Source organism: Sporomusa aerivorans (genome assembly GCF_041428895.1).
Taxonomy (GTDB): Bacteria; Bacillota; Negativicutes; order Sporomusales; family Sporomusaceae; genus Sporomusa; species Sporomusa aerivorans.
Genome location: NZ_CP156926.1, coordinates 1894716 through 1920650, shown reverse-complemented (window position 1 = coordinate 1920650; position 25935 = coordinate 1894716). Strand labels below are relative to the sequence as shown.

Sequence of the window (25935 nt, the reverse complement as noted above, 5' to 3'; positions counted from 1 at the left end):
GTTTATTTTCAACAAAAAAGTTCTATCCCCTTCTACTCCTCAGATAATCCTAACAAAAACGTCCCACCGGTTTAATTAAAATTCCTTATATACGTAAAACAGGGGGACAGGGGAAGTGTTTCACGATACAAGAAACAACTATTGATCTCTTAGCAGCTATTCGCCAGTAGTCCCGCGAAACACTGTCCCTGTCCCCGTGTTTTTTACCGGCGGTAATGGTTGCATACTGGGTATCTGTGAGGAAATACTAAAAAATGTTTTAGCAGGCACTCGCGGGGTTATTGGGGGCGATGTATTGAATAAAGATGATTGGAGCATTGCCGCGCTGATCGCCGGCAGTCTTCTGCTGTTAATTGTGCTTGGCCGCAAAGATAGGCTGCGTGAAAGTGTGTTTGCCTTCTCTGTAGCCCAATCGCTCAATTGGCCGCTCACTATTTTGCTAGTCTATTGGGGTAAACTCGAAAGTCCGGTACGTTTATTTGCTAAAGCCACCGACAGCAACTTCATGTTTTCTTTTGTTTTCTTGCCGTCCGTATTTGTTATTTATTACTTGTATTATCCACGCGCAAAAGGCCCTAGCCTTCAGCTCGCATTTACGCTGCTTGCAGCCGGCGGTATTGCCTTAGTGCATGTCGCTATCCAGGAATATACCAATTTGATAAAATATATCTCTTTCTCAGGTTACAAACTTTGGTTGATAGGAATTTTATCATTTTATATCACCCGCGTCTACATTGATTGGTACTTTAGACAATTAACAAAAAAAGGAACAGGCGGCCCACAATGATTTTAGAAGGCATTTTGCTGGCAGCAGCGGCTATCGTTTCTATACTTTCGCTTATTGCAACTCCGAAAGATAAGTTACTTCAAATGCAATTTATTCTTTTCTTAGTACAGGTGCCAACCTGGCTGCTTGGCCTGACCATGGTAGAGTTCGGGCTGCTGGAATATCCTTACAGGGAACTCGCCAGTGTCAATAGAACAAGTTTCATCTTCGAATATATTGTTTTTCCGGTAATATGCGTTCATGTAAACAATTATTTTCCCTGGCAGGCAACGCCTTTCCTAAAAACCATTTATCTGGCGACTATAGGTCTGTTGCTCACAGGCTTCGAATTCATGCTTGAGCATTATACCATGCTGATCAAATATACTGGCTGGCAATGGTACTGGACCTGGGGCAGCGAAGTATTAATATTTGGCCTGACCCAGAAAACAGTAGCCTGGTTCTTTCGCCTGCATGATAAACAATGACGCCTGATCAAATTTTCAGTTATTGCTCTCTTGCTCACGGAAAAGCTGAGACGGCTTTCTGCATTTTTGGGAAAACACGGGGACAGGGGAAGTGTTTTCGGGCTATTGGCAGGAAAAACGCAGCAATTGGGGACACCGTGTAATCTTTGGGCCGATAGTGCAAAAACACGGTCCCTGTCCCCGTGTTTTTTGCACCATCTGAAAATTATCAGCATATTATGTAATGTGATTGTAATATAAAGGAGGTTTTTGCCATGACAAATTGTGATGAGCATGGCGATTTAGGATTGCCCAGTAAAGCTAACAGTTGTTGTTTAAGTGAAATGGAACTTTATTTAAACGATAAGTTTCGCTTGCTGTGGGAACAACATATCTATTGGACAAGAATGGTTATTCTGGGCATTGCTTTTAAGTCACCGGATTTAAAATACACTACCAATCGGCTTCTCCGTAATGCAACTGATTTTGCCAAGGTTTTTTTACCGTTTTACGGGGACAGCGTCGCGTCTGAGTTTAAAAACCTTATACATGATCATCTGACTATTGCTGCCGAGCTTGTAACAACTGCCAAGGCCGGCGACAGCGAAGCCATGGAAGACAGCGAAAAACGCTGGTACGGAAATGCGAATGAAATTGCCTGTTTTCTAACCCATATCAACCATTGCTGGACATATCCAAGCGTAAAAGCGATGTGGTTTGAACATCTGGATTTAACTAAAGAAGAAGCCGTTGCCATACTTAACAAAAAATATAATAGAAGTATTCAAGTATTCGGGAAGATTGAAAATCTGGCTCTCAGAATGGCGGATGATTTTACTAATGCTTTTGTTTGTCAATTCGGCTGCAAATAATTAGAATTCAATTGCACTACTACTATTTTGATGCACTATATACTTGGCGCACGTACCGTTAAATCTGTCCACAATTAAGCCTTCAATGGCTTCCATGGCATTAGCCAGAGTAGCTTCCGTATTATCAAAGCCAACAAGCTGAAAAAAAACGTCTTTACTATCAACCGTAGTTTTACCCAGCTCGCTTTGGCGCCAAATCCACTTTCTGGTTTGAACTATGTTGCCGCTTGTGAAAACCAGCTCACCGGCATCCACGTTTTCATATTCTGTAGCGCCAAAGGGAAGAAATATATCTTCCCCATTGCTAAAGCGGACTTCCAGGTCTTTATGAATGTCCTTTAAGTCATGGGCGCCTAATGATATCATCTGTTCTATTGATACAGCATTGCATAGATCCACCAGGGCGTTAATTACCGGCAAAGCCCCGCCTTTAAGAATTCTTTTAAACATGGCTTCCACAGAAGGAAGATATTTGTTGGGATTAATGCCTGCATTTGTCATGAAATCTCTATATAAAGCAACGTTTGGCAGCGCTCTTACCAGGTCGGCCTGCAAACTTTCCCGCATCCTTTGCTCTGCAAATCTGAGGCGGCTTTCATCCGCAGCCGTTGTCTCTGAATTCTCAATGTCCCTGCCTATTAAAATGCCTATTTTTAGATTGGGATTAATATTAAAAACCGCTTTATCTACAGTATATCGCATAGCAGCCTCCAGCCAGCTGTATTTTCTAGTATTGATGCATATCAGCCATTATTTTCCTTTAATAACCTCGACCATTGTACGCTTCGGCTGACAGAACAATTCCTTAACACTTTCCCTAAATTGTTCATGGGTCACATGGGCGTCATGCGTGCCAATGATAATATCAATATCCGGGAATTTTTCTTTTAACAGGGCCTGATACTTGGTTTTATAGGGACATAAAGCATCAATGCAATAAGAAAAGTGGATTGCATCCACCCGGAAGTCTACTAATGACCGAATTCTGCCTAGCAATTTTTCCGGACCGGCCAAAGTTGGACATCCTGCACAATTTATAATGCCTATTAATTCTAAGCTCTGCTCGCCATAGCTTGCAAAAGCACCTTTTTTCTTTCGCAAATCATGCAGGCAGCAGACAGATGAGCAGCCTAAATCCTGCGTTGCCGCAGAGCAGGTTAATATAGCAATTCGCATTATCACACACTTCCTTTACACCTCTGCCTTGAACAGGCATTCACCGATATACAGTTTCTTTATCTGAAAATAAGTATATAACGAAATTCAATATACTGTAAACATATACAAACTTTTCAATTCACCATATCAATAGTCAAGCCACATATTAAAACGCTGCCTGATGTTAGGGCAGCGTTTTAACTAAACAGGAAAATGTATTGTGTGATGTTGCCGTTAGGTCTATTTTTTTATGGATCAGTAGCCCGCACTTTCGCCCATAATGACTACAGTTATATCGGTTACCATCGGCTTCTTCTTTATTACCGAATACACTCTACAGATTCTGGATTTTAACTGGCAATTGACACAGCCGCCTGTTTTGGTACATGGGTTCGGGGTATCCAGCCGTTTATTATTCATGGGTGCCGCAACGCCTTCCAGCCTTTCAAAGGCGGCTTCTTCATCTTTGCAAATTTTATCAGTGCTAACTACAACTATAACTTTTTTAGGACCAAAGCTCATCGCGCTTACTCTGTTACCCATGCCGTCAATATTGACAAGCGTACCGTCCAGCGTAATGGCATTGCTGCTGCACAAGTAGAGGTCGCTTAATATTTCTTCTTTAGCGATGGCAACCCTTTCCTCCAGTGTAAGGCCTGGCGCGCCGTGGTCAATGACCGTACCGCCGGCAGCTTTTACTTTTTCCTGGATCCCCATGCTGTTTATTGTCATTGACCCGCCAAATCCGACTTTAGTTCCCGGCTTAACATGCTGCATGATAAAAGTGGCTGCTTCTTGCGCATTTGCTGCATATATAGCATCAAATTCATTTTTAATCAATGCTTCAACTACCTTTTTGCCAACGGCTTCTTTATGCCATCCTTGTACTGTCATGCTTATCCCTCCTGAAGATTATTTATAAGTTATTTATAAATGATATTGTTCCCCGAGGCAAGTACGCACTTATTTGTGCTTTAGTATGCATTTGTATACCAGATGGAATTCTTTGATCGCGCAGCGCCAGCAGCGTGGCCAAACATTCGCTTTCAGATTTATAATATAAAAAAGTCCCAACCAATCCATGCAGGCGGTTGAGACGAAAGGTAACTAATTACAGACTTTTATTCAGCTCTGTAATTGGCTGGTATATATCTAATTCGCAATAATTATCTTTTGAAAGCGAACTGTCGATAAGTTCAAACCGGAAAGTATCTGCAAAGGTAAAGCCGGAACTGTAAATCCACTTAGAATACATGTGAACAAGCAGTCTCCCTACCTGTCTGCCGTTTATATCATCCGGCCGAAAGAAACCGACAAAGCGAAAAACCACATATTTGTGCGCTGGAATTTCGACGCCGGCCATTCCGGGCGGAACCTTTGATAAATCCCTGACTTGCACAGAAGGGACGTAATAGATATAGCCTTCGTTGCTCCAATCCGTATAGCCGAAGTAGACCTCCGGATTAACGGCGTTGGCTATTTTTTCTCTATGGTTATAGAAAAAGTCTCTTCCCAGAAGATTAGCGGCTCGATCGCCTGATTTGCTCATAATCTTATGTCTGGTACCTACCAGGCACAGTTTTTGCCTAAAGACAAAGAACGGCTTATATATAGCGGAGTTATTGACTGCGTAAATATCATTAATGTTTAATTTCTCGGTGATTCTTAATGATAGCTGTCCTGTCCTGACTTTTTGGGGTGTATGCCCAAACTTTTTGCGGAACGCTCTAATATACGACTGCTCATAATCGAATCCACAGTTTAAGGCGATGTCAATCACCCGCATCCTGGTATGAATCAGATCATTGATACTTGCCGAAAGCTTGCGGGACTGGACATAATCCATTATCGCCTCGCCGGTGAGCGATTTAAACATTCTGTGCAGATGGTATTTAGATATTTTACAGTGCATGGCAACGTCATCGAGGCTAATCTTATTAAAAATATTAGCCTCAATGAAATTAATGCACATTGCGATAGTCTCTTTTACGTCTATCATGGTACCCTCTCAGCTTACACGTATTTTCTGTTGGCGTGTAAATCAGTCTTAGAACCGCTTTAATACCAGTGTAGCATTTTGTCCGCCAAAACCAAAAGAATTTGTCATTGCATACGCAATATCAGACTTTCTGCTATCATTGGGAATATAATCCAAGTCGCAGGCCGGATCAGGGTTCTGATAATTAATGGTAGGCGGTAAGAGCCCATCCCGGAGGGCAGAGGCTGTAATTATGGCCTCAGTAGCCCCTGCCGCTCCCAATAAGTGCCCGGTCATTGATTTTGTGGAACTTACCGGAACCTGATTGGCATATTCTGCAAAAACCGATTTTATAGCGGCAGTTTCATTTTGATCCCCTATAGGCGTTGAAGTTCCGTGCGCATTAATATAGCCAATAGCCGATGCAGGTATGCCTGCATCGTTCAAGGCTAACCTCATACAATTCGCCGCGCCCTCCTGGTCGCTTGCAGTGATATGATACGCATCATTTGTACAACCGTATCCCACCACTTCCGCTATGATATTTGCCCCGCGGCTTACAGCATGATTCAGTTCTTCCAGAATCAGTACCCCGGCTCCTTCGCCGATGACAAATCCGTCCCGGTTCAAGTCGAATGGCCTGCTGGCCGCAGCCGCATCTGGATTTGTGGTCATAGCCTTCATTGCGCAAAAGCCCGCCATAGCCAGCCTGGTAATTGGCGCTTCCGTCCCTCCTGCCAGCATAACATCAGCCGCATCGCGCTGGATTACTTTATACGCGTCACCAATTGCATTGGCCGAAGATGCACAAGCCGTAACAATACACTCGGTAAAACCTTTGATGCCATACTTAATGGCGACAAGCCCGTTTGCCATATTAGGCAGCATCATGGGGATAAAGAAAGGACTAACCCTGTCTGCACCTTTTTCCGCCAGTATATTGTGCTGTTTCTCTAATGTTTCAATACCGCCGATACCGGAACCAATGATCGCTCCTGTTCGCTTGTGATTAATGGCATCCATATCAAGCCGTGCGTCTTTAACGGCCAAGCTTGTTGCCACCAGGGCATATTGCGCAAACCGGTCCATCCGTTTAAGTTCTTTTTTATCAATAAAGGCACCTGCGTCAAATTCTTTGATCTCCGCTCCCACCTGTGTAGGCAGATCGGCAACATCAACCCGCTCAATCCGGGTAATACCCGATTTTCCCTTACGGATTGAATGCCAAAAAATATCTGCCCCTAACCCCAGAGCAGTTACTGCCCCCATACCCGTAATAACGACACGTCTTTTCATAATGCGATCCTCCTTATGCATAATATATAAAGATTACAATCCCTGCGATATCAGAAAGCCTAGGCCATGTTCATTACTTTAACACACTTAGTTTTACTGCAATGAACAGGTATTGCTTCTTTACTTCCTTTTTTATACAGAAAAACAGTCCGTATTTTGGCTGTCTTGTTATCATACGCCCGATAGCAAAGTCAGTGATAAACAAATAATAAAAGCCGCTTTCATCAAGCGGCAGTGTAGAAACACGGGGACAGGGACCTTGTTTTTTGGTTTGGTTGGCCAAGAGTTGAGTGCCCTCAATCCGCTAACAATATTGCCAGCATTCTTTGGTGATTATTAATAAACTCCTTCATTACGGCATAGTGTTCTGTTTGCTCATAGGCCACGCTTTCAATGCCTTTTTCCGTTATTTGCAGTATAGTTGCATTAGGATATCCGATAATAATCGGGGAATGGGTGGCAATGATAAACTGAGATTGCTGGCGGACTAAATCATGTATCCGTGAAATCATGGCCATTTGCCGCATAGGTGATAAGGCTGCTTCCGGTTCGTCAAGTATATAGAGCCCATTGCCTTGAAAACGGTTCATAAAAGTTGAAAAGAAAGCCTCGCCATGGGATTGCTCATGCAGAGACCGCCCGCCATAGGAATGGGCGACCTTAAGTTCATCCACCTGGGTTGCAAAGTTATAAAAACTCTCTGCCCGCAGAAAAAAGCCATCCTTGGGTTTCTTATGCCCGCGAATTAAACGAATATGTTCGTGCAATTGCGAATGAGAGTCCTTAGAATAAAATGTGAAGTTTCGCGTCCCGCCTTCAGGATTAAAGCCAGCAGCAATGGCTATTGCCTCCAGCAGGGTAGATTTCCCGGTACCGTTTTCACCGATAATAAAGGTTACCTGTGGGTGAAAATCAAGATAATCCAAACTGAGGAAAGCGGGTAACGTAAAAGGAAATTGATTTACACAAGCATGATTATCATGCATAAATTCTATGGAGCGCAGGTAGTGTTTTGAAGTCATTGAGTCCATAATATAGCTCCTGTATTGAGATTACTTATAAATATAGTAAGCCAACAGCAGCCGCTTTTACAACACCTTTTTCTTAATGCGGCAGAGTCTCACTCTCTTACATTATCCCAATTCCCTTTTTTTTGTATAAGGCAAGAAGCACTGGCGCAAAGCAGGGACACCGTTTCGCGGCAGCGAAACAGTGTCCCTGTCCCCATATGTTCTATACCGTGCTTTTACTCGAATAGTTCTTTTACCCGTTTTAACTCGTCGCGAATGGCAATCCCCTGCGGGCAATGACTTTCACATTTGCCGCATTCCACACATTTAGAGGCAGGAGAGGCTAATTTGGCTAGTATCCCGTATCGTTGCCTAGCCTCCGGGGCGCCGTCAAAAACCCAATGGTCGTTGTAGGTTGCAAAGCAGTTAGGAATATTGATGCCCGCGGGGCAAGGCATGCAATAGGAGCAAGCGGTACAGTTCACTTTTATTCTGGTGTTAAAAATACTCTTTACATTCTCGATCATATCAAGTTCCTGCGATGATAAAGAGTTGGCTTGGGCTTCTTCAGCCACCTTAATATTTTCGGTGACCTGCTCCATGGTCGTCATACCGCTCAGCACGACAGATACTGCGGGATGATTCCACACCCATCTTAGCGCCCATTCGGCCGGCGATCTTTTCACTTCGGCCTGATCAATAACCGCTTTGGCCGCCTCAGGCAATCTAACAAGATTACCGCCCCGCAGGGGCTCCATAATAACAATTCCCAGGTTTCTTTCAGCCGCATACTCTAAGCCTGCTTTGCCGGCCTGGAAGTTTTCATCAAGATAATTGTACTGGATCTGACAGAAGGACCAATCGTAGTAGTCTACAATTTCCTTAAATAAGTCCGCCTGATCGTGAAAGGAAAATCCGGCGTACTTTATTCTCCCGTCTTTGAGGGCTTGTTCCAAAAAGTCTCTGAAATCGGCTTCCTGCAGCACAGGCCAAACACTCTTATTCAGGCTGTGTACCAGATAAAAATCAATGGAATCTGTCTCCAGGCGCTCCAGTTGCTCATTTAGATATTTGTCCATATCGGCCCGGGTTTTAATTAGCCAGCTGGGAAGCTTTGTCGCCAGCTTAACCCGCTCCCGATACCCGTCTTTTAAAGCTTTGGCGACAAAAAGCTCACTGGCGCCGCCGGTAGTGAAGCCGGTGCCGTGATAAGGGTAGGCCGTATCCACATAGTTTACGCCGGCGTCAATGGCGTAACGGACCATTTTTATTGCCTTGTCTTCGTCAATATTGGTCGGATCATTGCCGATAATCGGCAGTCGCATACAGCCGAATCCCAAAACTGAAACCTGTTCATTGGTCTTGCCGAATTTTCTGTACAGCATACGCTTGCTCCTCCATTTCATGTTTTACTTACGCATTCATCAGGTATTGTTAACCTGATTGGCGGTAATAATGTCCGCCAAATTCACATGCCTGTTGATGAACCTGGCATTGCTGCGTTCCGTTTTTAAATGTATGGCATTTTGCGGGCAGTGGTGTATACAGGCATAGCAGCCATCACATTCATGCAGGAATTCAGGTTTGCCCTGCAGTTTAATATTCCCTTTCGGACATACTTTTTCACATACTCCGCAACTGTTGCAAGTGTTTTGCACAATAAACTTCTTATCACCGGCATCAAACTGGCTTTTAGTGAAAAGATTATGAATCAATTTAGAAACGACATCTGAGACTCTCCCCTTTCTTGTAAGCATTTTTCGCCGCTGGCCAATATCACTGACGATTTGGTCTAATTTTTCCTCAATTCTTTTCGAACTCTCTTTTTTTAACTGATCTTCTATCTTAAACAAAGGCAAATAATTATCGATCATGAGTATTTCGTTGGTATAGTCAAATTGAATACCGGCCTCGCTACCGACTTGCTCCAGGTGTCTTAAACCGGAGGCAGCTTTATTGCCATAAGTCATAATTGCAAAAAAATAGTCGGCCTCAAATCGGCACTGGCGTAAAAAATCGACTACCATCCTTGGCAGGCCGAAGCCATAGCAGGGAAACACAAAACCAATTGCTTCATCGGTAAAAACTTGCTTTCCCTCCTTTATCATCCGGGGAATTGAGTATAACTCTCCGTCAATCCTTTTTGCCACATATAAACTATTGCCTGTGGCCGAAAAAGAAAAAACTTTCATTTTCGTTCTCCTTTATAGATCAAGTTTTGTCATAATGAACCCGGTATCGATATGATACTTTTACAATCTTCGAATTGAATGTTAAAAATTAAGTCAGAAAACTGCCCGTGTAATATCACAGGATTATTCAGGCGTATTCTGCAGTGCTAATAACTTACTGACTTCAGCCACCAGCTTTTCATTCACTCTGCATATTAAAAACTTGCCGCGTTTTTCCGTAAAAATCAAATCGGCATTTGACAGTTCTTTGATATGATGCGAGATAGTCGGCGCACCAATATTTAAAGAATCGATGAGGTCTGTAACAAAACACTCGCAGCCAGTCTCAAAACTGGCCTCATGCGCCTTGGCAATCTTTAAATATAATTCTAAGCGGTTGGGATTTGACAAAGCCTTAAAAATCTTTGCCATTTTCTTTGTATCCATTTTCCTAGGCATCCCCTGATCTATATTACAATTCGGCAACCATCGAATTGATTCTAGCGAATTTTTATTCGCTTGTCAATACTCTGTCAGCAAATAGCTTTCGCAGTAAAGGTCCGGACGGTCTTTTTTTCCCAAGTGCTTACCCAACGGCCAGACTAAGCCCGGCCTACATCTTTTTTCTCCGGAGTACTCAATACATACACCTTAACCGGCTTAATCCCGAAGCGATAGGCTTCTTTCACCGTCCACTTGGCCACATCAATCCGGTGTCCCTTGATGGCTCCGCCAGTATCTTCCGCTGTGGCATACTCTTTGGTTCCGTCAGGATATTTTATCATAACCTTGGACCCCAGGGGAATTACTCTGGGGTCCACCGCGATTACCCCTGGCCGGACTTGCGTTCCGAGATGAGTCTTATTGCCCCACTGCTCATTGTCATGCGGCCCTGGCGCATATGCTGTCGCGGTTATTGACAGTACTTTCTGGGCGGTCTCTTCTTCTGTCGGAGCGGGCTTAGCAGCCGGTTCAGTTTGCTGTGGCTGAGGAGACGGTACTTCCTGGGCAGTTACCGGTGTGGCCGGCGGCTCGGGGGCAGGAGCTGTTGTAACGGAAGCAACACCGGGAATGGTTGCAGCAGCCATGACAACAGCACTGCCGATAGCAGCCGCGATTTTCTTGAAATGCCACTTATTCTTACAATGACGCTTCTCTTTCATATATTCGCCTTCTTCTTAGTTCATTTTTGATGCTGCCGTGTACTGCAATTCGGTACAAAAAAGATCAGTCTTTTCATTTATTATCTACCAAAGGCGAATATCCATACACGCATTCCGCTGTAACGCCGCATGTATAGAAGCTGGTATTCACTTCCGTCCGGTCATCAATAACAAAACTTTGCATAGAAAAAATCCGGTCAATGTAAGGTCTGGTTATATCTGAACCTGAGGCATAAACAGGGCTGTATTAGCATACAGGCCTGGGGAGCCACCGGTATGCAAGAAAAGAATATTATCGGTTTTCTTGAATACTCCTTTTCTGGCGAGATCAATGAGGCCAGCCATCGCCTTGCCGGTATAAGTCGGGTCCAGCAAAATTCCTTCGGTTCTGGCAAGCAGCTTGACAGCCTCAATCATGCCGTCTGTAGGTCGTGTATAGCCTGGCCCTATGTACTCATCAAGACAAACGATGGCCTCCTGCGGTACTTTTACCTCAACTCCCACATACTCTGCGGTTTGTTGCATCAGTTCAGCTATCCTGTTTGCCAAAACGTCCTTGGGATTAAGCACGCTGATTCCGGTCACCGGAATGCGGCAGTTATTGGCGTATAGCCCAAAGAGCAGACCGCTGTGCGTACCCGCACTTCCCCCGGCAAGTACAATATGGCTGATATCAATACCGCTGTCAAAAGCCTGGTTCATGATTTCTTCCGCGCAGGCGACATAGCCAAGAGCCCCCAAATGGTTGGAACCTCCCATGGGGATAATATACGGCTTACGCCCTTCGTCAACTGCCTCGGCGGCGTTTTTTATAAGTTCGGCTGCTACATCTTCACTCCCGGAAATTACCTTGACCTTTTCTGCGCCAAGCAGCTGATAGAGGAAAACATTACCGCTTGTCGATGAATTATAGCTCCCCGGATCAATCTCCGTTAAAACAAGCCGGCAATTCAGTCCTTCTTTCACAGCGGCCGCTAACGTCAAACGACAGTGGTTAGACTGTATGCCCCCGCAGGTTATTAAAGTATCTGCCCCCTGCGCCAAGGCGTCGGCAACCAGAAATTCCAGTTTCCGGGTCTTATTGCCGCCCCCGGTTAGACCCAGCATATCGTCCCGCTTAATATAAATGGCAGGACCACCAATAACCTGGGAAAAACGAGACAATCTTTCCAATGGGGTCTGACCTGGCGTGTAACGCCGCCGTGGAAAACGAGCTAAATTCATCCTTTTACCTCCTCTGCTTAACAGACATTAAACAATGATAAAGTTTCTAAATTTGAATGTTTGCTGCAAACCATGCTTCTGTAAACTCTTCTGACCAGTCCCTGCGGCATGCTTGTAAAAAATAACGAATCAACGGTATACACATGGTTTTGGCTTCGGCAAGATCATCTACTTTACCATCTATGCGAAATAAAGTCGCTCTATGTTCAATTTTCAATCGATCCTTACCGTTTGTCGTCCATTGAATGGCTGTATCAGCAAGGTCGACAACCTCAAACCATAACCGGATCGGTCCCCAATAACCAAGGGTAGAATACGTTTCGGAGTAAAATCTTAACGCTTTGGTCCAATCATGCACCAGCCATGTTAACGCAAGCGGTTCCTGCGGCAAAATATGAAATCCCATGCCGTAGGTTATATCGCCGCTTTCATAAATTTTGATGCCAAAACTATTATTTGCCCCTAGGTTAACACCTTCGAACCTATCGACAAACGGCCGGAGTAAGTTGCCGTTAAACCAGTCCACATAATGAGCGGAATTTAGCTGATCACGCTGAATCGATAAAGTGTTAGCGATTTCCAAATTGTTGATCATCGGCATGCAGGTAAGAAGAAGTGATCCCCAGGGCGCAGGATCAAACAGTATTTTTTCCATATCCGCATAGCGCTGGCGAATACTGGTTTTCGCCAGTGCCGTGACTGTATACATATCGCGGATTTCCGGTTCCGTCAAAGGAACATTGTCCTGATTCCGCCGCGCATAATAGTAGATACGTTTATCCCAGATGATGGCATGTGGTTTGATGTGGCTTTCGGGAACATAGGCTATTATGTAATACCCGCCTTGCTCTGCCTCAATCTTATATAAATAAAACTGTAATCCGGGCGCAACGTTGGTCCTTACTATCCGGGTGGCCCTGTCAATTAAATCCGGTTCCACTATAGGCGTTAATTTAGCGGCTATAGACCCCAGATCCGGATGCTTTTCTTCTTGCATGCCATATATAATGATTCCCCCGTTGCTATTGGCAAGGGATGTAATATCTTTTAACAACTCACGGCGTTCTTTCGGTGGTTCGAGATTAAGCTCACGCTTATAGTCCAAGCGCTGGTTTTCCGGAATTCTTTCCGTACATAACATGAGCAGGTCATTTTCATCCCAGTTCTCCGGTGCTTTGCTAATTGGTAGCAGCATGTGGCCAGCCTCCGTAAAATAGTAAATTACATACTGACTGATTCTACAACAAATCACTAAACCCTGTATAAATCTAATGAGTATATATTTAGACGTTGCAAGTTTTGCATCGGCATAGTTGTATTATGTGAGAGTAAACGAGGTGTAAAAATACCGGATCATCGCTTTTCTTCAATCAAAAAATACAGGCTATTGACTTTATGATTTGTCAACGGCCTGTATCCCTTCCTGACTTTATCTTTTCATATATGCTATTAATGGCCTAAATGATCATTCTTTCGCTATACCGCATCGAACGCATAGCCTTTTTCAAATACTTTTAAGCAGGCCTCAACTACATCAGAATCGTATTGAATGCCCTTTAAGAGATTAATTTCCGTGATAGCTTTAACGATTCCCAGGGCAGGCCTGTATGGTCTGTGTGACGATATCGCTTCCACTACATCGGCCACCATAAGTATGCGTGCTTCCAACAAAACTTCTTTGCCGCTGAGTCCCCGGGGATATCCCGATCCATCCAGGCGCTCATGATGCTGACGAACTATTTCCGCAACCGGGTATGGGAAATCTATTGATTTTAGGATTTCAAAACCGGTCTCAGAGTGTCCTTTTACTATTTCGAATTCATGAAAGGAAAGTTTCCCAGGTTTAGTCAGTATTTCAGAGGGTATAGAAATCTTCCCGATATCGTGCAGCAATGCCGCTACTTCTACAGCCTGGATGGTGTCCTCCGGCAAGTTCATTTCCCGGGCAATTGCGAGTGAAAGACCGGATACCCGTTGTTGGTGTCCGGCAGTATAAATATCTCTCATCTCAGTGATGGTCGCCATAGCCTGAACAGTTTGATTTAAAACAAGGCTTAGTTTCTCGGAAGTCTGTTTTAATGCCAGCTCGATTTGTTTTTGTTTACTCACATCCACAATTGCGCCAACGATTCCCGCCAATTCTCCCGACGAGCTGTTAAAGGTGGCTTTGTTAAAAATAACATCACGAAAGCTGCCATCGGCATACTTTACTCTACTCTCATATTCCTGACGACCACGGTAATTCAGGAGATCATTATCCATGTCAAAATACTTTTGCGCTAATTGCTTGGGCGAAATATCAAAAACAGATTTACCCGTCAGTTCTTTTCTCGGCAAGCCGATATAAGCTTCAAAGGCTGTATTGCATCCCTTATAAATCCCATGTTTATCCTTGTAAAAAATCGGATTAGGTATCGAATCGATCAAAATCTGGAGAAAATGGACCTGTTCTTTTAATTCTCTATCTATTGCAGCATAAGGACATTGCTGACATACATCCTCTAGCTTACTCGTTTCGGTGTCGTTCATTGTTATCACTCCACTTTGCGGTATAACGTCAATATTCGACACACAATGATTTCTCCCTTTAGCGAAAATATAACATGCGGGAAAATTAGCGTCTAATTGCTGCTTGAACATTTCTCAGCTTAGCTTCTACAGCAAAATAAAAAATCAGAAAATATCCATAAGATAGTTTCTGATCTGAAGAGTTATCGCGCCAAAAGTCCTTAGCCGAGAGATTTTTTATAGGCCATCCCATCCTGGAATACCGTGCCAATAGCCTGCCCTAATTTAAAATAGCCAGGATACATCATAATTATGGGATTTATTTTTTTAGGATCCAAATTGCCGTCTGTCAGACCTGCTTCATCCACATATACCGCCGTTATTTCCCCTAGAAACATTACAAACTCTGAAAAGGGCATGCTTTGGCTTACCCGACAAAGAATATTGATCGGACATTCCTGATCATAGGCGCCCGCCCCGTTTCGTCATAAAACGGAGTATACAGCCTGGATTTATCTGTCTCTTTCCCTGATACGACACCACAAAAATCCACTTTCTGAACCAAATCTGACGATGGCAGGTTAACGCTAAAAAAACCATTTTCTTTGACGCCCGAAGTTGTATAATGAGTATCCTTCAACGAGATATACAGCATTGGTTCCAAATTGACTACACCACAGGCGCCAACCGTGCAGTAATTAGGTTTTCCTTGAACATCCGCGCCGACCAGTATCGTAGGAAAAACTATAGCCGGCCTGTTAGGCATTTTTATTTTGTTCAGCTTAAATCCTCCCAATGTTTTTAATTAGTATTTACAGGCCGTATAGATGTATGCAGCATGAGCCAGGTATCAGCTTCCCCCTGAGCAATCAGACTACCCGCCAAAATACCTGCGACAAGCCTATATAATTCGATTTATTTTTTGATGTTTCAGAATAATCTGATTGACACTCTTCCTTGCGTTAGCTAAGATATGTACAGATTCTACATTCTGAGGAACAAGACACTCACTCTTCCACTTGAACCTAACGAACCAGTCTGTGCAGCAGCCAGTTGACAACTTCGTTAAGTAAAACAAGTAAAGGAGCTGAGAAAATTGAGTATCCCCGCGACTCTTCCCATGCCGGCCGCAAATGCCCCTCCGGCAGTTAGCGCCGATACCGCCCGGCAAATACTGTCAGAAGGTAACAACCGCTTTATTCAGGGAAAGCTGTCTACCTACGATGTGGGAACTAACCGGCGAGCAGAACTAGCTCATGGCCAACATCCTTATGCCGTGGTAGTAACTTGTTCAGACTCAAGGGTACCACCCGAGCTGATTTTTGATCAGGCCTTAGGCAATATTTTTGTTATCCGTGTAGCCGGCAATGTATTGGATGCCGTTGCGCTCGGCAGTATAGAATACGCTGTTGAGCACTTAAACACCAAACTAATCGTCGTCATGGGACATGAAAAGTGCGGTGCAGTAAAAGCAACGGTGGACGGAGGTCATGTGCCGCCAAATATTGGCGCCATTGCAGCTAAAATTCAGCCTGCCGTTGACATTGCCAAAGCAGCTAACCCCGATAATATTTATGAAGCGGCCACAGACGCTAATATTGTTAACATGGTAAACCTTGTCAAAGTCGACCAGATTATAAATCAAATTGATGGGGTTAAAGTAGTCGGCGCTAAGTATCATTTTCACTCCGGCGAAGTTATGTTCACCGATTAATTTATTTTCAGGATTATTGCACTTTTTCTGTTGTTCATTTTATGTTCTGATATTCTTAAAGATATTAATCCGTTGCTATCCGCTACTGTTATAAAATCATAAATGGACCTAAGTCAGAATCTGACTTAGGTCCATTTACATATAACAAGTTATTTCAAGGAAAATTCGACTGCAACCGCAGCATGTATTTGCATGGTGTCAAAAACTGGCACCGTGCAATCTTTCTGGGTAATTATCAGGGGAATTTCCGTACAGCCCAGCACAATCCCTTCGGCGCCAAGATGTTGCATGTGCTCGATGATCTTCACAAACGCCTGCCGTGACGTCCCCAGTATTTTCCCCAATACTAACTCACTGTAGATAACAGAGTGAATCACTTCCCGCTCAGCCGGGTCTGGTACCAGCACTTCAATACCATGTCTGCTGGCCAGGCGTCCTTTGTAAAAATCTTGTTCCATAGTAAATTTCGTTCCCAATAAGGCGACTTTACGCAACCCCTTTTTCTGCACTTCAGTCGCGGCGGTATCAGCAAGCAATATGCAGTAGTGGAATTCCAACCTGCTCTTCAACCTCATCCGCCATTTTATGCATGGTGTTTGTGCAGATCACTATAAAATCCGCCCCACCTCTTTTTAAGCGCATGCCGGCGTCAATCATCAATTCAGTAAGCTCAGCCCATTTGCCCTGATGCTGAAGCTTCTCAAACTCCGCGAAATTGACAGAATACATTATACTCTGTGCTGAATGGGTGTTGCCTAACTTAGCTCTCACTATTTCGTTGATTAAACGATAATAGACAGCAGATGATTCCCAGCTTAATCCGCCGATCAAACCAATGGTCTTCATTCTTTCAGCCTCGCTTCTCCCGGTATGCAAACCAGTTATCACTTTACTAGATTCCCCGGCAAATAAAAAGTTCCTGTTTAATTCTCACAGATTTTTACAGGAATTTTATTACCGAAGGCTCTTGGGAATCTTATGTGTAAACCTATATAAAACCATGGAGTGTATATTATGTATTGACAAGCTACCGTTGGAGGAGTATAGTAGGAACAAGTTACTTTACAATTTAATTCAATATGATAAATGTGATGAGGGAGAATGTTATATTTTGATTCATTTCAGAGAACCGGTGGTTGGTGCGAACCGGCAATGATAGAAATATAAAAATCACTCCTGAACAGCAAAGCTGAATCGATAAGAAGTAAGCTGCGCCGGTCTCGGCTCCGCAAGGAGTGCAGTCGTTATTCTGCTAGGGTTGTTGGACCTGAAGAGAGATACAGATATCTTATCTGTAAAAAGGGTGGTACCGCGAGAATTGCCTCTTGCCCCTTTAAGTCTGTGGACTTAAGGGCAAGAGTTTTTTATTTTTATAGGTCTATATATTTAGGAGGTAACCGTAATGAAATTTTTAGAAAAGTTGGCCCAGTTTATTTGCCGGTACATGACCCTGTGGGTAATCCTTATCTCTGTCATTGCTTTCTTTCAACCGGCCCCGTTCAAGCCGATCGGCAAATACATCTCGTATATGCTTGGGGTTATCATGCTGGGAATGGGCCTTACCATGTCCCTGGAAGATTTCCGTCTTATTCTCACCCGTCCTAAAGATGTTTTTTATGGCGTGTTTTTTCGCTATTTAATCATGCCGTTCGTTGGCTTTGGCGTTGCTAAACTGCTGGGACTGTCACCGGCCCTGGCTGCAGGCATGGTTCTTTTGGGTGCTTGTCCCAGCGGCACCGGCTCAAATGTTATGACCTATATCGCCAAGGGAGATACTGCCCTTTCTGTAACGGTTTCCAGTGTTAATACCATACTGGCCCCTGTACTCACCACATATATTTTTTCGTTTCTGGCTGGCGCTATGATTCCTATCGATGTTGTCGCCCTGCTTATTGATATTGTTAAAATCGTGCTGATTCCCGTAGGAGTTGGCGTTGCCCTGCATACGGCGGCTCCCAGGCTGGTAGAGAAGCTTATCAAAGTAGTTCCGGCGGTTTCGGTCATTTTCATTATTACCATTATGTCGTCGGTAGTAGCATTAAATGCCTCCAAAATGGCGACTATGGCACTAATACTTTGTCTGGCCGTCGCCATTCATAATATAGCCGGACTGGTTCTCGGGTATTATGCGGGCAGAGCGGTGGGTATGTCCGTCAAAAAATCCAAAGCAGTAACATTTGAGATCGGCATGGAGAATTCAGGCCTGGCTGTTGCCCTGGCCTTAGCCCATTTAGATCCCATGGCGGCTTTGCCAGGCGCCGTTATGACAGTTTGGGAATATATGACCGGTAGTCTACTGGCCAGTTATTGGGGTAATAAGGCTGAGAAAGAAACGCCGGCCGGCGAAGCCCTGGCTCTTAAATAGCCGTGGGCAAATAATTGATACACGGCTGCAGCAGTGTTCCGCAAAGAGGCTGGGATCAACAAAACTTTTAGTTGATCCCAGCCTCTTAATCACGTCAGTAAATTTTTATCCAGAGACTAACCTTCTGATGGGGTTAAAACCCCACCTGAAGCTACGTCTACTTTATCACTGCACTTTAAGTTGTCGGTCCGTATACTTTTTTTAATAATGTGGGTTTGCGCAAATTAGCGCAGCCACAGGTCTGCTCAATATCCATTCGGCTGACAGCGTCCAGCAAGATATGGCCAATTTTGTCCGCATCTTCATAGAAGATTTGGCTAAGCTCACTGTGTTCCCAGTCTTTCACAACACCTTCGCCGTAGTTGACAACAGTATACAAGCCGGCGTAACAGGCGCCAATTTCGCGGGCCAGATAGACTTCAGGGCAAAGACTTTGACCAATAATGTCGGCCTGGCCTTTCAGCATCGCCACCTCGGCAGGACTTTCAAAATGCCGCCCGTCGGTTACAGCATATACGCCCCGGCGGAAAACACGGTGCAAAGGTCTGGTTTCGGCCGCGGTGATCAGTATTTGTCTCAGGTGCGGGCAGAGCGCCTGCCGCATAATCAGCAGATAATGCCCTTCCAGCCCGACATCTTTGCGCATAGACTGATCGATATAGTCTGAGGCGATAACCACGTCACGGGTGTCAAGTAAATGGTTGACAGTGCCCACACCGCCCTCGGCCAGTATTTTTTTCACACCTGCCTCCCGGAATAACCAGAATATTTGCCTTGAGGCGTCAGCCCGGCTGGTTCCTTGCCGCCAGCCGTGCATCCGGCAGGTCAGCACCTTTTTGTCACCGAGACGAAATAAGAGAAAAGGCGGGGTCTGGCCATACGGTGTGTCAAACACCATTTCATGCTGTAAAATCTCGACATCCTGGCGGTTTAACGCCGCCGGAAAATCCAATGACAACGTTCCGGACCCACCGATAATAGCGATTTCGGCCTGCGGTAAAGAGTTCATTTTCATCCCTCGCAATCGTTTAAAGCATTAAATAAAAGTTTTTAAAATTGCATACTGCGTATCCCGTTGAGCCGGGATTCTCCCTGCAGCGCGTATCATTTCCGTCATTTTGTCAATCGACATCTGATAAGCGGTACCGGCTGCCCTGACCACATTTTCCTCCAGCATAATGCTGCCCAAGTCATCAGCGCCAAAGGCCAGCGTCAACTGACCGATTGACTGCCCCTGCGTCACCCAGGATCCCTGTAAATGAGAAATATTGTCCAGATACAGGCGGGCGACCGCTAAAGTGCGCAGATAATCCCAGGCGCTGGTTTTTTCACCGCCCAGCTCCGTATTGCCCGGCTGGAACGTCCACATGATAAACGCCCGGAAACCACCTGTGCGGTCCTGTAGTTCGCGAATCGCGCGGAAATGATTAATGCGCTGCTGATAGGTCTCCTGCATCCCGATCACCATGGTAGCCGTTGTGCCTATCCCCATGTGCTGGGCCGATTCCATAACATCCAGCCACTGTTTTGCCGTAATTTTCAAGGGGCTGACCCGCTGCCGCACAGCATCGTCCAGTATTTCCGCACCGCCGCCCGGCAGGGAATCCAGACCGGAATTCTTTAAGCGGCACAGGGTCTCAGCCACGGTTATCCCGGCGTGTGCGGCCAAATGAACAATCTCGGCCGGCGAAAAAGAATGAATGGTAAGGGGAAAACGCTCCTTGATCCCCTGCAGCAGATTTTCAAAATAATCCAGTTTTAATGCCGGATTGAGTCCCCCCTGCAGCATGATCTGCGTACCGCCGGCTGCCAATGCTTCCTCTATTTTTCGATAAAGCTCATCCGTCCCCAGTACATAAGCATCGGCTGCATCCTTCGTACGGAAAAAAGCGCAGAATCTGCATTTACTTTCACAGACATTAGTGTAATTGATATTCCGGTCCACAACAAAAGTTACATAGGGTCCCGGATGTTTTTTCTGACGGATTACGTCTGCCGCTTGCCCTAGTTGAAGTAAATCTCCCGCAGCCATAAGCTCGATCGCCTCAGCGTCCTGCAACCGGCTGCCCTGAAGAACCCGGTCAATAATGTCCTGTCCTCTGTCCACCGCGGTTACACCTCCAGAAAAGTCAGCTGCGGTATTTCAGCGATGTATCCTAAGGCATGGGCCCGCCGGAAATATTCCCGCAAGCCTTGCTGATGTTCAGCGTCCAAACCAAACTGCAACGTTGTGAAATATTCCTTAAGAAAATCAGCGCTAAAAGCTTCCCAGCGGGCAGCCTCGTTTGACAATTGATCAACATGCGCCAGGCTGTACGACATTGAGTGCGAGAAAGAGCGTTGCACTTCCCGGACGAGTTCAGGGTCTTCCTCGGCAAAACTTTGCCGGGCAGCCCAAACGGCAAAAACCATCTTGCAGCCGGTTAGCTTCTTCCACTCACTGCCCAAGTCATAGGCAAATAACCCTTCCGGGGGATAACAATGAATGTAGAGGGCAGGATCACCGATAAGCAGCGCCGCATCGGCTTCCCGCAGCATTGAGCCTAAATTAGGCGGGCATTCAAAAAATTCAGGGCGCACCTGGTATCGATCTTCGAGAATAATCTTTAACAGAACCTGGGATGTACGCGAGGTATTGGTAAGGGCTATAACCTTGTTGTTTAAATCCTGAATAGGTACTTTGCTGACCAGGAAGATGCTCGTTACCGGGCCATCACAGCTTACCGACAGGTCAGGCAGCAAGGTAAGTTCACGCCAGTGCCGGGAGTATTCAATCGATGGGATTGGCGAGATATCCAGCCTGCCTGCCAGCAAATGGCAGCTAAGCTCTCTTGCTGTGTCTTTGATCAACTCTACATTCCATAAAACACCGTTTTTTACCAAGCCGTAATAGAGCGGCAGGCAATTAATAAACTGAATATGGCCTACTCTTGGTCTCATCATGCTTGGCACCTGTCATACACCTGTACTAACTGGTACAGTGTATCCCGTTCAACTGGTACGTTCCCCGTTTCCCGGATTAAAGCGATAATATCCTGCTTGCCAATGCCTATTGCGGTCTTTGCTCCGGCCGCATGCAGTATTTTTTCCTCCACAACGGTACCGTCCAGATCATCAATGCCAAAACCAAGTGAAATCTGGGCAATGGGAACTGTCAGCATAATCCAAAAAGCCTTGACATGGTCAAAATTATCCAGCATTAGCCGGCTGACTGCCAGCATTTTCAGATCTTCCCAGGCGGTTGTCCGCTTGATATCACTAAGTCCGGTATTCTCCGGATGAAAAGGGAATGGAATAAAGGCCTGGAATCCGCCAGTTTCATCCTGTAGTTCGCGCAGGGTCAATAAATGATCAATTCGTTCTTCCGGTGTTTCAACATGACCGTACAACATGGTTGCATTGCTGCGTATCCCCATCTGATGGGCTGTACGCGCCACGTCCAGCCACTCGGCGGCGCTAGCCTTATTCGGACACAAGATTTGCCGTACCCTGTCATTTAATATTTCGGCGCCGCCGCCAGGCATGGAACCCAACCCTGCCTCTTTAAGCACGGTAAACACTTCCCGGACGGACAGGCCGGCGATTTTAGCAAAATGGGCAATTTCTACCGCCGTAAACGCTTTTAAATGCAAATTGGGAAATTCCGTATGAATAGAACGAATGATATTTACATAATATTCAAAAGGCTTGTCCGGATGCAAAGCGCTTACAATATGCAGTTCGGTAATTTCCGGCGCATCCTGAACGGCTTGGCGGGCAATTGACAGAGCTTGCTCCGGTTCCATTACATAAGCCTGAGCTGCTCCGGCCTCACAGCCAAAGGCGCACAAATTACAGCCGGCCGCACAGATATTAGTCAGATTAATGTGCCGGTTAACATTGAAATATACATACTTGCCGGATTTACGTTCTTTTACTTTCCTGGCAAGTCCGCCAATGCGCAGCAAATCGTTACATTTGAGCAGAAATAAGCCGTCTTCCCGCGTTAGCCGCTCCCCGGCGGCAACTTTCTGTTCTATTAATGACAATTGCTCTTTTATATTACTCATCTCCTTAATCTATAGCATGTTGCGCACGCAGCGTCCGCATTCTCTCTTTTGTTTAAGCGTTAGTCCGCTTCACGCAAGAACGCGCTGCGGGTGCAGGCAATTATATGACAAAAAAAAAGAACCTTTTGTCAAATGTCCAAATACTGGAATACAAAACTCTTCGCTAACCACATGCTAAAATCCTGCCAAAAATAGTCACCGGATAGCCTGTATAGAACTTGAATACCCAGTCTTACTTGTTTTACCGTGACAAAAGTCCCAGAAAAAAATAAAATTACTAGGACTTTTGGTCCATTTTCGCAATTTTCACTAATAAGGAGCCTGATTTGCCAATTAAGTGGCAGGGATTATTTCTAAAATGTCGAAAATTTGAGAAAACAATTAGGAGGAATGGCCTATGACCAATTTAGAAGCAGTAGTTGCTGCCGCCAAGTTCTACCGGGATCTCAATGCTTTTGACTGTTCTGTGCTGGTGGCCAATGCGGATGGAATCATTATCCACTATGTCGAGGCAGAAACATTTAGGGCCAATGTTACAATAGGCGAACCGGCGCCAGGAACCTCGGTCAAAAATTGCATTGCCACAAGGAAAGTGGTAAAAACATTAATTCCCCACAACCTATATGGAGTAAAATTACGTTCTATTGTCAGACCGGTTTTTGAGGAAGATGGGACATTATCCGGTGTAGTCGGCATGGCGATCAGTTTAATGACGGAAGAGGCTTTGCATAATGCCGCCCACACCATAGCCGCAACCACCGAGGAAATGACTGCTACTACCGAAGAACTGGCGGCGTCCGCCACCCGTCTGGCCCACGATTTGAGCAAAGTAAAAGCCGGCAGTGAGCGCGTTATCGCCGAAATAAACAAAACAGATGAAATACTGCGCTTTGTCAGTGACGTTGCCTCAAACTCGAATTTACTTGGTCTTAACGCTGCTATCGAAGCCGCCCGCGCCGGCGAGCAAGGCCGAGGGTTTGCCGTAGTGGCGGATGAGATACGCAAAATGGCGGTAAATAGTGCACAATCGGTAAACGACATCAAAAAAATTCTGCAAAACATTCAAACTGAAGTGATAGGAGTCGTTGCTACCATTGTCAGTACTGCCCAGTTGAGCGATCATCAGGCAATCGCTACCGAGCAGATAGGAAAAACCATGCTGGAGTTAACTGCTACTGCCAATGAAGTAGAACGGATAGCCGATTCAGTATAATTTAATTACCCTGGTAAATCTCCGTAACCTTAAAAAATAGGTTTTTATTTTTGAGTCAACATGTCTACACATCTAAACGGTTAGCTGTGTAGAAATTTGAAGGCGTCTGCTATCATTTGACAGATACTTTATTTTTATAAGGCTGGGTGATTCAATGAAAAACGGCGCTTGTTATTCGCAGTATCGGTGGGTCATTTTAGTATTATGCGCATTGTGTTTTTTGTTTACTTTTGTAACCCGGTTTACCTGGCCGCCATTAATCTCGGTTGTTGTGCCGGCATTAGGAATGACTATGAGCCAGGCCGGAGCTTTTATGAGTGCATTTTATCTGGGGTATGTGGTGACGCAAATACCGGCCGGGATGCTGGCTGACAGGTTCGGCGTACGAATGATTTTAGCATTCAGTCTGATTGCCGAAGGTTTGGCAACCATGTCTTTGTCACTGATCAGCAGCTATGAGGTAGGCTTTACCTTGCGGATACTGGCCGGACTCGGCGCCGGGGCCGTTTTTGCCTCGTGCTCGCGTGCATTGGTCGAATGGTTCCCGCCCAAAGAGCAGGGACTGGCGTTCGGCATTTTATTTGCCGCCCCATCCGGCGGCATACTCGTGACCAATATAATGGTGCCTCCTTTAAATCAAGCACTGGGCTGGCACGGCGCCTTTCAGTCTGTCGGATCCTTGACCTTTGCCGCCGGCCTGCTGGTCCTGGCATTTATGAAATCTAACCGGGATGCGGAATCCCGGGCGGAAAATGTTTTAACCGGCCTCCGGTACATTTTTAGCAACCGGCTGCTGATAATGACTGCTGCCGCTGGCTTCTGCCTGATGTGGCTGCAGTTAGGGATCGCGACCTGGGCCAACGTATATATCAAAGGTCTTGGTTTTACGGTAAACGAAGCCGGGCGCGTCATGGCCCTTTATGGACTGGGCGGAGTCATAGCGCCGCTCCTGTCCGGTGTCATCTCCGATAGAATTGGTAACCGGAGCTGGCTGGCACTTTTCGCTTTGACCGTGACGATTCCTGTCACAATTTTATTTGGCAGTCAAACCAGTTTTACTGCGCTGTGTATTGCCGGCTTTGCCGCCGGATTTACCTCGTATGCGGTAAATCCCCAGCTTACGGTTATGATTTCTCAATTTGCCGGCCTGACACTGGCAGCAACCGCCAACGGCGTGTCCAATTTTCTGTTTCAACTGGCATCGCTCGTAAGTCCGTTGTTCATCGGCCTGGTTTTGGACTTAACCGGCAACTTTAGCTATGTATGGTGGATTCTGGCACTGGGACCCGTTATCGCTATTGTACTACTCTTGCGTGTTCAGGCGGAATCCGCGCTTTATGCAATGAAAACAGATGAAAGTACCTAGAAAAATAAGAAACACTGGCATTTAAGCAAATACCAGTGTTTCTCTGTATCTGAGAGACTTATGGAGTTGTCATACACATTTCCTGCGTCTTAAAGGTTTTTAACCGTTGTACATGCCTTTGCTGCTCATGTAGTTATAGATTCCCTCACCATGCTGCTGTTCTTCTTTTTGTATATGGTTTAATACCTGACGAACGTTTGCGTCTGCAAATTCAAAAATAGCGGTATCATAAGCGCCGGAAACATACTTCTCTGTCATCAGCATATCACTGCAAAGCATTGAGTCAGCCTGACTGGCTGCTGTTGAAGCAGTTGCTGAAGTCGCCTGGCTGCTGCTTTGCTGCGCGGTTTGCGATTGTTGTGACTGTTGTGATTGTTGTCCCTGCTGCCCTTGGTTCATAGCAGGTACCTGACCATTTAAAATGGAGTTGATTGTGTTCAAATGCTGCTGCTCCTGCTGGGCATAGGATTGAAATAATTGTTTCAATTGAGGATCGCTCGCTTGTTGCGCATTACTTTGATACTTCTGAATGCAAACCTTCTCATGGGACTGTTGATCTTGCAGTAGCTGTCTTTCTTTTTGGCTCAATTGTAAAGTCATCTGTCTGCCTCCCGG

The 25935-nt window shown here is 45.3% G+C and carries 29 protein-coding genes and 1 other annotated feature; of the genes, 7 read left to right on the top strand and 22 right to left on the bottom strand.

The window, feature by feature from the left end:
• The first annotated feature begins 295 nt into the window (after window positions 1-295).
• The 3 genes from SATMO3_RS08745 to SATMO3_RS08735 all read left to right on the top strand — a co-directional run bounded on the left by SATMO3_RS08745 (window position 296) and on the right by SATMO3_RS08735 (window position 2105).
• The gene (locus tag SATMO3_RS08745; protein ID WP_371380120.1) at window positions 296-787 is read left to right on the top strand and encodes a CBO0543 family protein; all 492 of its coding nucleotides are present in this window, start codon (window positions 296-298) and stop codon (window positions 785-787) included.
• Window positions 784-1254: a CBO0543 family protein gene (locus SATMO3_RS08740; protein WP_371380118.1), complete on the top strand. Its 471-nt coding sequence runs from the start codon at window positions 784-786 to the stop codon at window positions 1252-1254. Before SATMO3_RS08745 ends, SATMO3_RS08740 begins: the two co-directional genes overlap by 4 nt.
• Window positions 1255-1508: 254 nt before the next feature.
• Window positions 1509-2105, top strand: a complete 597-nt coding sequence (locus SATMO3_RS08735) for a hypothetical protein (protein ID WP_371380117.1) — start codon at window positions 1509-1511, stop codon at window positions 2103-2105.
• On the opposite strand, the gene SATMO3_RS08730 is transcribed toward SATMO3_RS08735, so the two are convergent.
• The 15 genes from SATMO3_RS08730 to SATMO3_RS08660 form a co-directional block, all read right to left on the bottom strand.
• Window positions 2106-2807 (bottom strand): B3/4 domain-containing protein, encoded by a 702-nt coding sequence (locus SATMO3_RS08730; RefSeq protein WP_371380115.1) that lies wholly within the window; start codon window positions 2805-2807, stop codon window positions 2106-2108. It abuts the gene before it with no gap.
• A gap of 48 nt (window positions 2808-2855) precedes the next feature.
• Window positions 2856-3281 (bottom strand): CGGC domain-containing protein, encoded by a 426-nt coding sequence (locus SATMO3_RS08725; RefSeq protein ID WP_371380113.1) that lies wholly within the window; start codon window positions 3279-3281, stop codon window positions 2856-2858.
• A 237-nt stretch (window positions 3282-3518) separates the two neighbouring features.
• On the bottom strand, window positions 3519-4157 hold the full coding sequence (locus tag SATMO3_RS08720; RefSeq protein ID WP_371380111.1) for a lactate utilization protein: 639 nt from the start codon (window positions 4155-4157) through the stop codon (window positions 3519-3521).
• 217 nt (window positions 4158-4374) lie between these two features.
• Window positions 4375-5262, bottom strand: coding sequence for a helix-turn-helix domain-containing protein (locus tag SATMO3_RS08715; protein WP_371380109.1), 888 nt, complete (start codon window positions 5260-5262; stop codon window positions 4375-4377).
• 48 nt (window positions 5263-5310) lie between these two features.
• Window positions 5311-6537 (bottom strand): beta-ketoacyl-ACP synthase II, encoded by a 1227-nt coding sequence (fabF, locus tag SATMO3_RS08710; protein WP_371380107.1) that lies wholly within the window; start codon window positions 6535-6537, stop codon window positions 5311-5313.
• A 296-nt stretch (window positions 6538-6833) separates the two neighbouring features.
• Complete coding sequence (locus SATMO3_RS08705) at window positions 6834-7568, bottom strand: AAA family ATPase (protein WP_371380105.1); 735 nt, start codon at window positions 7566-7568, stop codon at window positions 6834-6836.
• A 215-nt stretch (window positions 7569-7783) separates the two neighbouring features.
• A complete protein-coding gene (locus SATMO3_RS08700; RefSeq protein WP_371380103.1) occupies window positions 7784-8932 on the bottom strand; it encodes an aldo/keto reductase in 1149 nt (382 codons plus the stop codon).
• Window positions 8933-8971: 39 nt separating this feature from the next.
• Window positions 8972-9739, bottom strand: a complete 768-nt coding sequence (locus SATMO3_RS08695) for an EFR1 family ferrodoxin (protein WP_371380101.1) — start codon at window positions 9737-9739, stop codon at window positions 8972-8974.
• Window positions 9740-9862: 123 nt separating this feature from the next.
• Window positions 9863-10165: an ArsR/SmtB family transcription factor gene (locus SATMO3_RS08690; protein ID WP_371380099.1), complete on the bottom strand. Its 303-nt coding sequence runs from the start codon at window positions 10163-10165 to the stop codon at window positions 9863-9865.
• 155 nt (window positions 10166-10320) lie between these two features.
• A complete protein-coding gene (locus SATMO3_RS08685; protein WP_371380097.1) occupies window positions 10321-10881 on the bottom strand; it encodes a 3D domain-containing protein in 561 nt (186 codons plus the stop codon).
• 213 nt (window positions 10882-11094) lie between these two features.
• A complete protein-coding gene (locus SATMO3_RS08680) occupies window positions 11095-12105 on the bottom strand; it encodes a D-cysteine desulfhydrase (RefSeq protein WP_371380095.1) in 1011 nt (336 codons plus the stop codon).
• A gap of 46 nt (window positions 12106-12151) precedes the next feature.
• Window positions 12152-13300: a helix-turn-helix domain-containing protein gene (locus tag SATMO3_RS08675; RefSeq protein WP_371380094.1), complete on the bottom strand. Its 1149-nt coding sequence runs from the start codon at window positions 13298-13300 to the stop codon at window positions 12152-12154.
• A gap of 281 nt (window positions 13301-13581) precedes the next feature.
• Window positions 13582-14634, bottom strand: coding sequence for an HD domain-containing phosphohydrolase (locus SATMO3_RS08670; RefSeq protein ID WP_371380092.1), 1053 nt, complete (start codon window positions 14632-14634; stop codon window positions 13582-13584).
• A 200-nt stretch (window positions 14635-14834) separates the two neighbouring features.
• Window positions 14835-14981: a hypothetical protein gene (locus tag SATMO3_RS08665; RefSeq protein WP_371380090.1), complete on the bottom strand. Its 147-nt coding sequence runs from the start codon at window positions 14979-14981 to the stop codon at window positions 14835-14837.
• 59 nt (window positions 14982-15040) lie between these two features.
• Window positions 15041-15379 (bottom strand): flavin reductase family protein, encoded by a 339-nt coding sequence (locus SATMO3_RS08660; RefSeq protein ID WP_371380088.1) that lies wholly within the window; start codon window positions 15377-15379, stop codon window positions 15041-15043.
• 330 nt (window positions 15380-15709) lie between these two features.
• Between SATMO3_RS08660 and SATMO3_RS08655 the strand changes: the two genes are divergently transcribed.
• Window positions 15710-16327 carry a carbonic anhydrase gene (locus tag SATMO3_RS08655; protein ID WP_371380086.1) on the top strand — a complete coding sequence of 206 codons (618 nt, stop codon included), beginning with the start codon at window positions 15710-15712 and terminating at the stop codon, window positions 16325-16327.
• Window positions 16328-16476: 149 nt separating this feature from the next.
• On the opposite strand, the gene SATMO3_RS08650 is transcribed toward SATMO3_RS08655, so the two are convergent.
• The gene (locus SATMO3_RS08650; RefSeq protein ID WP_371380084.1) at window positions 16477-16896 is read right to left on the bottom strand and encodes an aspartate/glutamate racemase family protein; all 420 of its coding nucleotides are present in this window, start codon (window positions 16894-16896) and stop codon (window positions 16477-16479) included.
• Window positions 16853-17173 (bottom strand): aspartate/glutamate racemase family protein, encoded by a 321-nt coding sequence (locus SATMO3_RS08645; protein ID WP_371380082.1) that lies wholly within the window; start codon window positions 17171-17173, stop codon window positions 16853-16855. The genes SATMO3_RS08650 and SATMO3_RS08645 overlap by 44 nt, the downstream gene beginning before the upstream one ends.
• 236 nt (window positions 17174-17409) lie before the next feature.
• Window positions 17410-17663 (top strand) — a binding site (T-box leader).
• A 66-nt stretch (window positions 17664-17729) separates the two neighbouring features.
• Here SATMO3_RS08645 and SATMO3_RS08640 point away from each other — a divergent pair.
• Window positions 17730-18692 carry a bile acid:sodium symporter family protein gene (locus SATMO3_RS08640; RefSeq protein WP_371380081.1) on the top strand — a complete coding sequence of 321 codons (963 nt, stop codon included), beginning with the start codon at window positions 17730-17732 and terminating at the stop codon, window positions 18690-18692.
• 175 nt (window positions 18693-18867) lie between these two features.
• Here the strand turns inward: SATMO3_RS08640 and SATMO3_RS08635 are convergent, their stop codons facing one another.
• The 4 genes from SATMO3_RS08635 to mqnE all read right to left on the bottom strand — a co-directional run bounded on the left by SATMO3_RS08635 (window position 18868) and on the right by mqnE (window position 22741).
• On the bottom strand, window positions 18868-19707 hold the full coding sequence (locus tag SATMO3_RS08635) for an MTAP family purine nucleoside phosphorylase (RefSeq protein WP_371380079.1): 840 nt from the start codon (window positions 19705-19707) through the stop codon (window positions 18868-18870).
• A 21-nt stretch (window positions 19708-19728) separates the two neighbouring features.
• A complete protein-coding gene (gene mqnC / locus SATMO3_RS08630) occupies window positions 19729-20724 on the bottom strand; it encodes a cyclic dehypoxanthinyl futalosine synthase (protein WP_371381690.1) in 996 nt (331 codons plus the stop codon).
• A gap of 80 nt (window positions 20725-20804) precedes the next feature.
• On the bottom strand, window positions 20805-21635 hold the full coding sequence (locus tag SATMO3_RS08625; RefSeq protein ID WP_371380077.1) for a menaquinone biosynthetic enzyme MqnA/MqnD family protein: 831 nt from the start codon (window positions 21633-21635) through the stop codon (window positions 20805-20807).
• Window positions 21632-22741, bottom strand: coding sequence for an aminofutalosine synthase MqnE (gene mqnE / locus SATMO3_RS08620; protein WP_371380075.1), 1110 nt, complete (start codon window positions 22739-22741; stop codon window positions 21632-21634). The genes SATMO3_RS08625 and mqnE overlap by 4 nt, the downstream gene beginning before the upstream one ends.
• Before the next feature lie 397 nt (window positions 22742-23138).
• Between mqnE and SATMO3_RS08615 the strand changes: the two genes are divergently transcribed.
• The gene (locus SATMO3_RS08615; RefSeq protein ID WP_371380073.1) at window positions 23139-23954 is read left to right on the top strand and encodes a methyl-accepting chemotaxis protein; all 816 of its coding nucleotides are present in this window, start codon (window positions 23139-23141) and stop codon (window positions 23952-23954) included.
• A 154-nt stretch (window positions 23955-24108) separates the two neighbouring features.
• Window positions 24109-25320 carry an MFS transporter gene (locus tag SATMO3_RS08610; RefSeq protein WP_371380072.1) on the top strand — a complete coding sequence of 404 codons (1212 nt, stop codon included), beginning with the start codon at window positions 24109-24111 and terminating at the stop codon, window positions 25318-25320.
• 99 nt (window positions 25321-25419) lie between these two features.
• Here the strand turns inward: SATMO3_RS08610 and SATMO3_RS08605 are convergent, their stop codons facing one another.
• Window positions 25420-25920, bottom strand: a complete 501-nt coding sequence (locus SATMO3_RS08605) for a spore coat protein (RefSeq protein WP_371380070.1) — start codon at window positions 25918-25920, stop codon at window positions 25420-25422.
• Window positions 25921-25935: the final 15 nt, after the last annotated feature.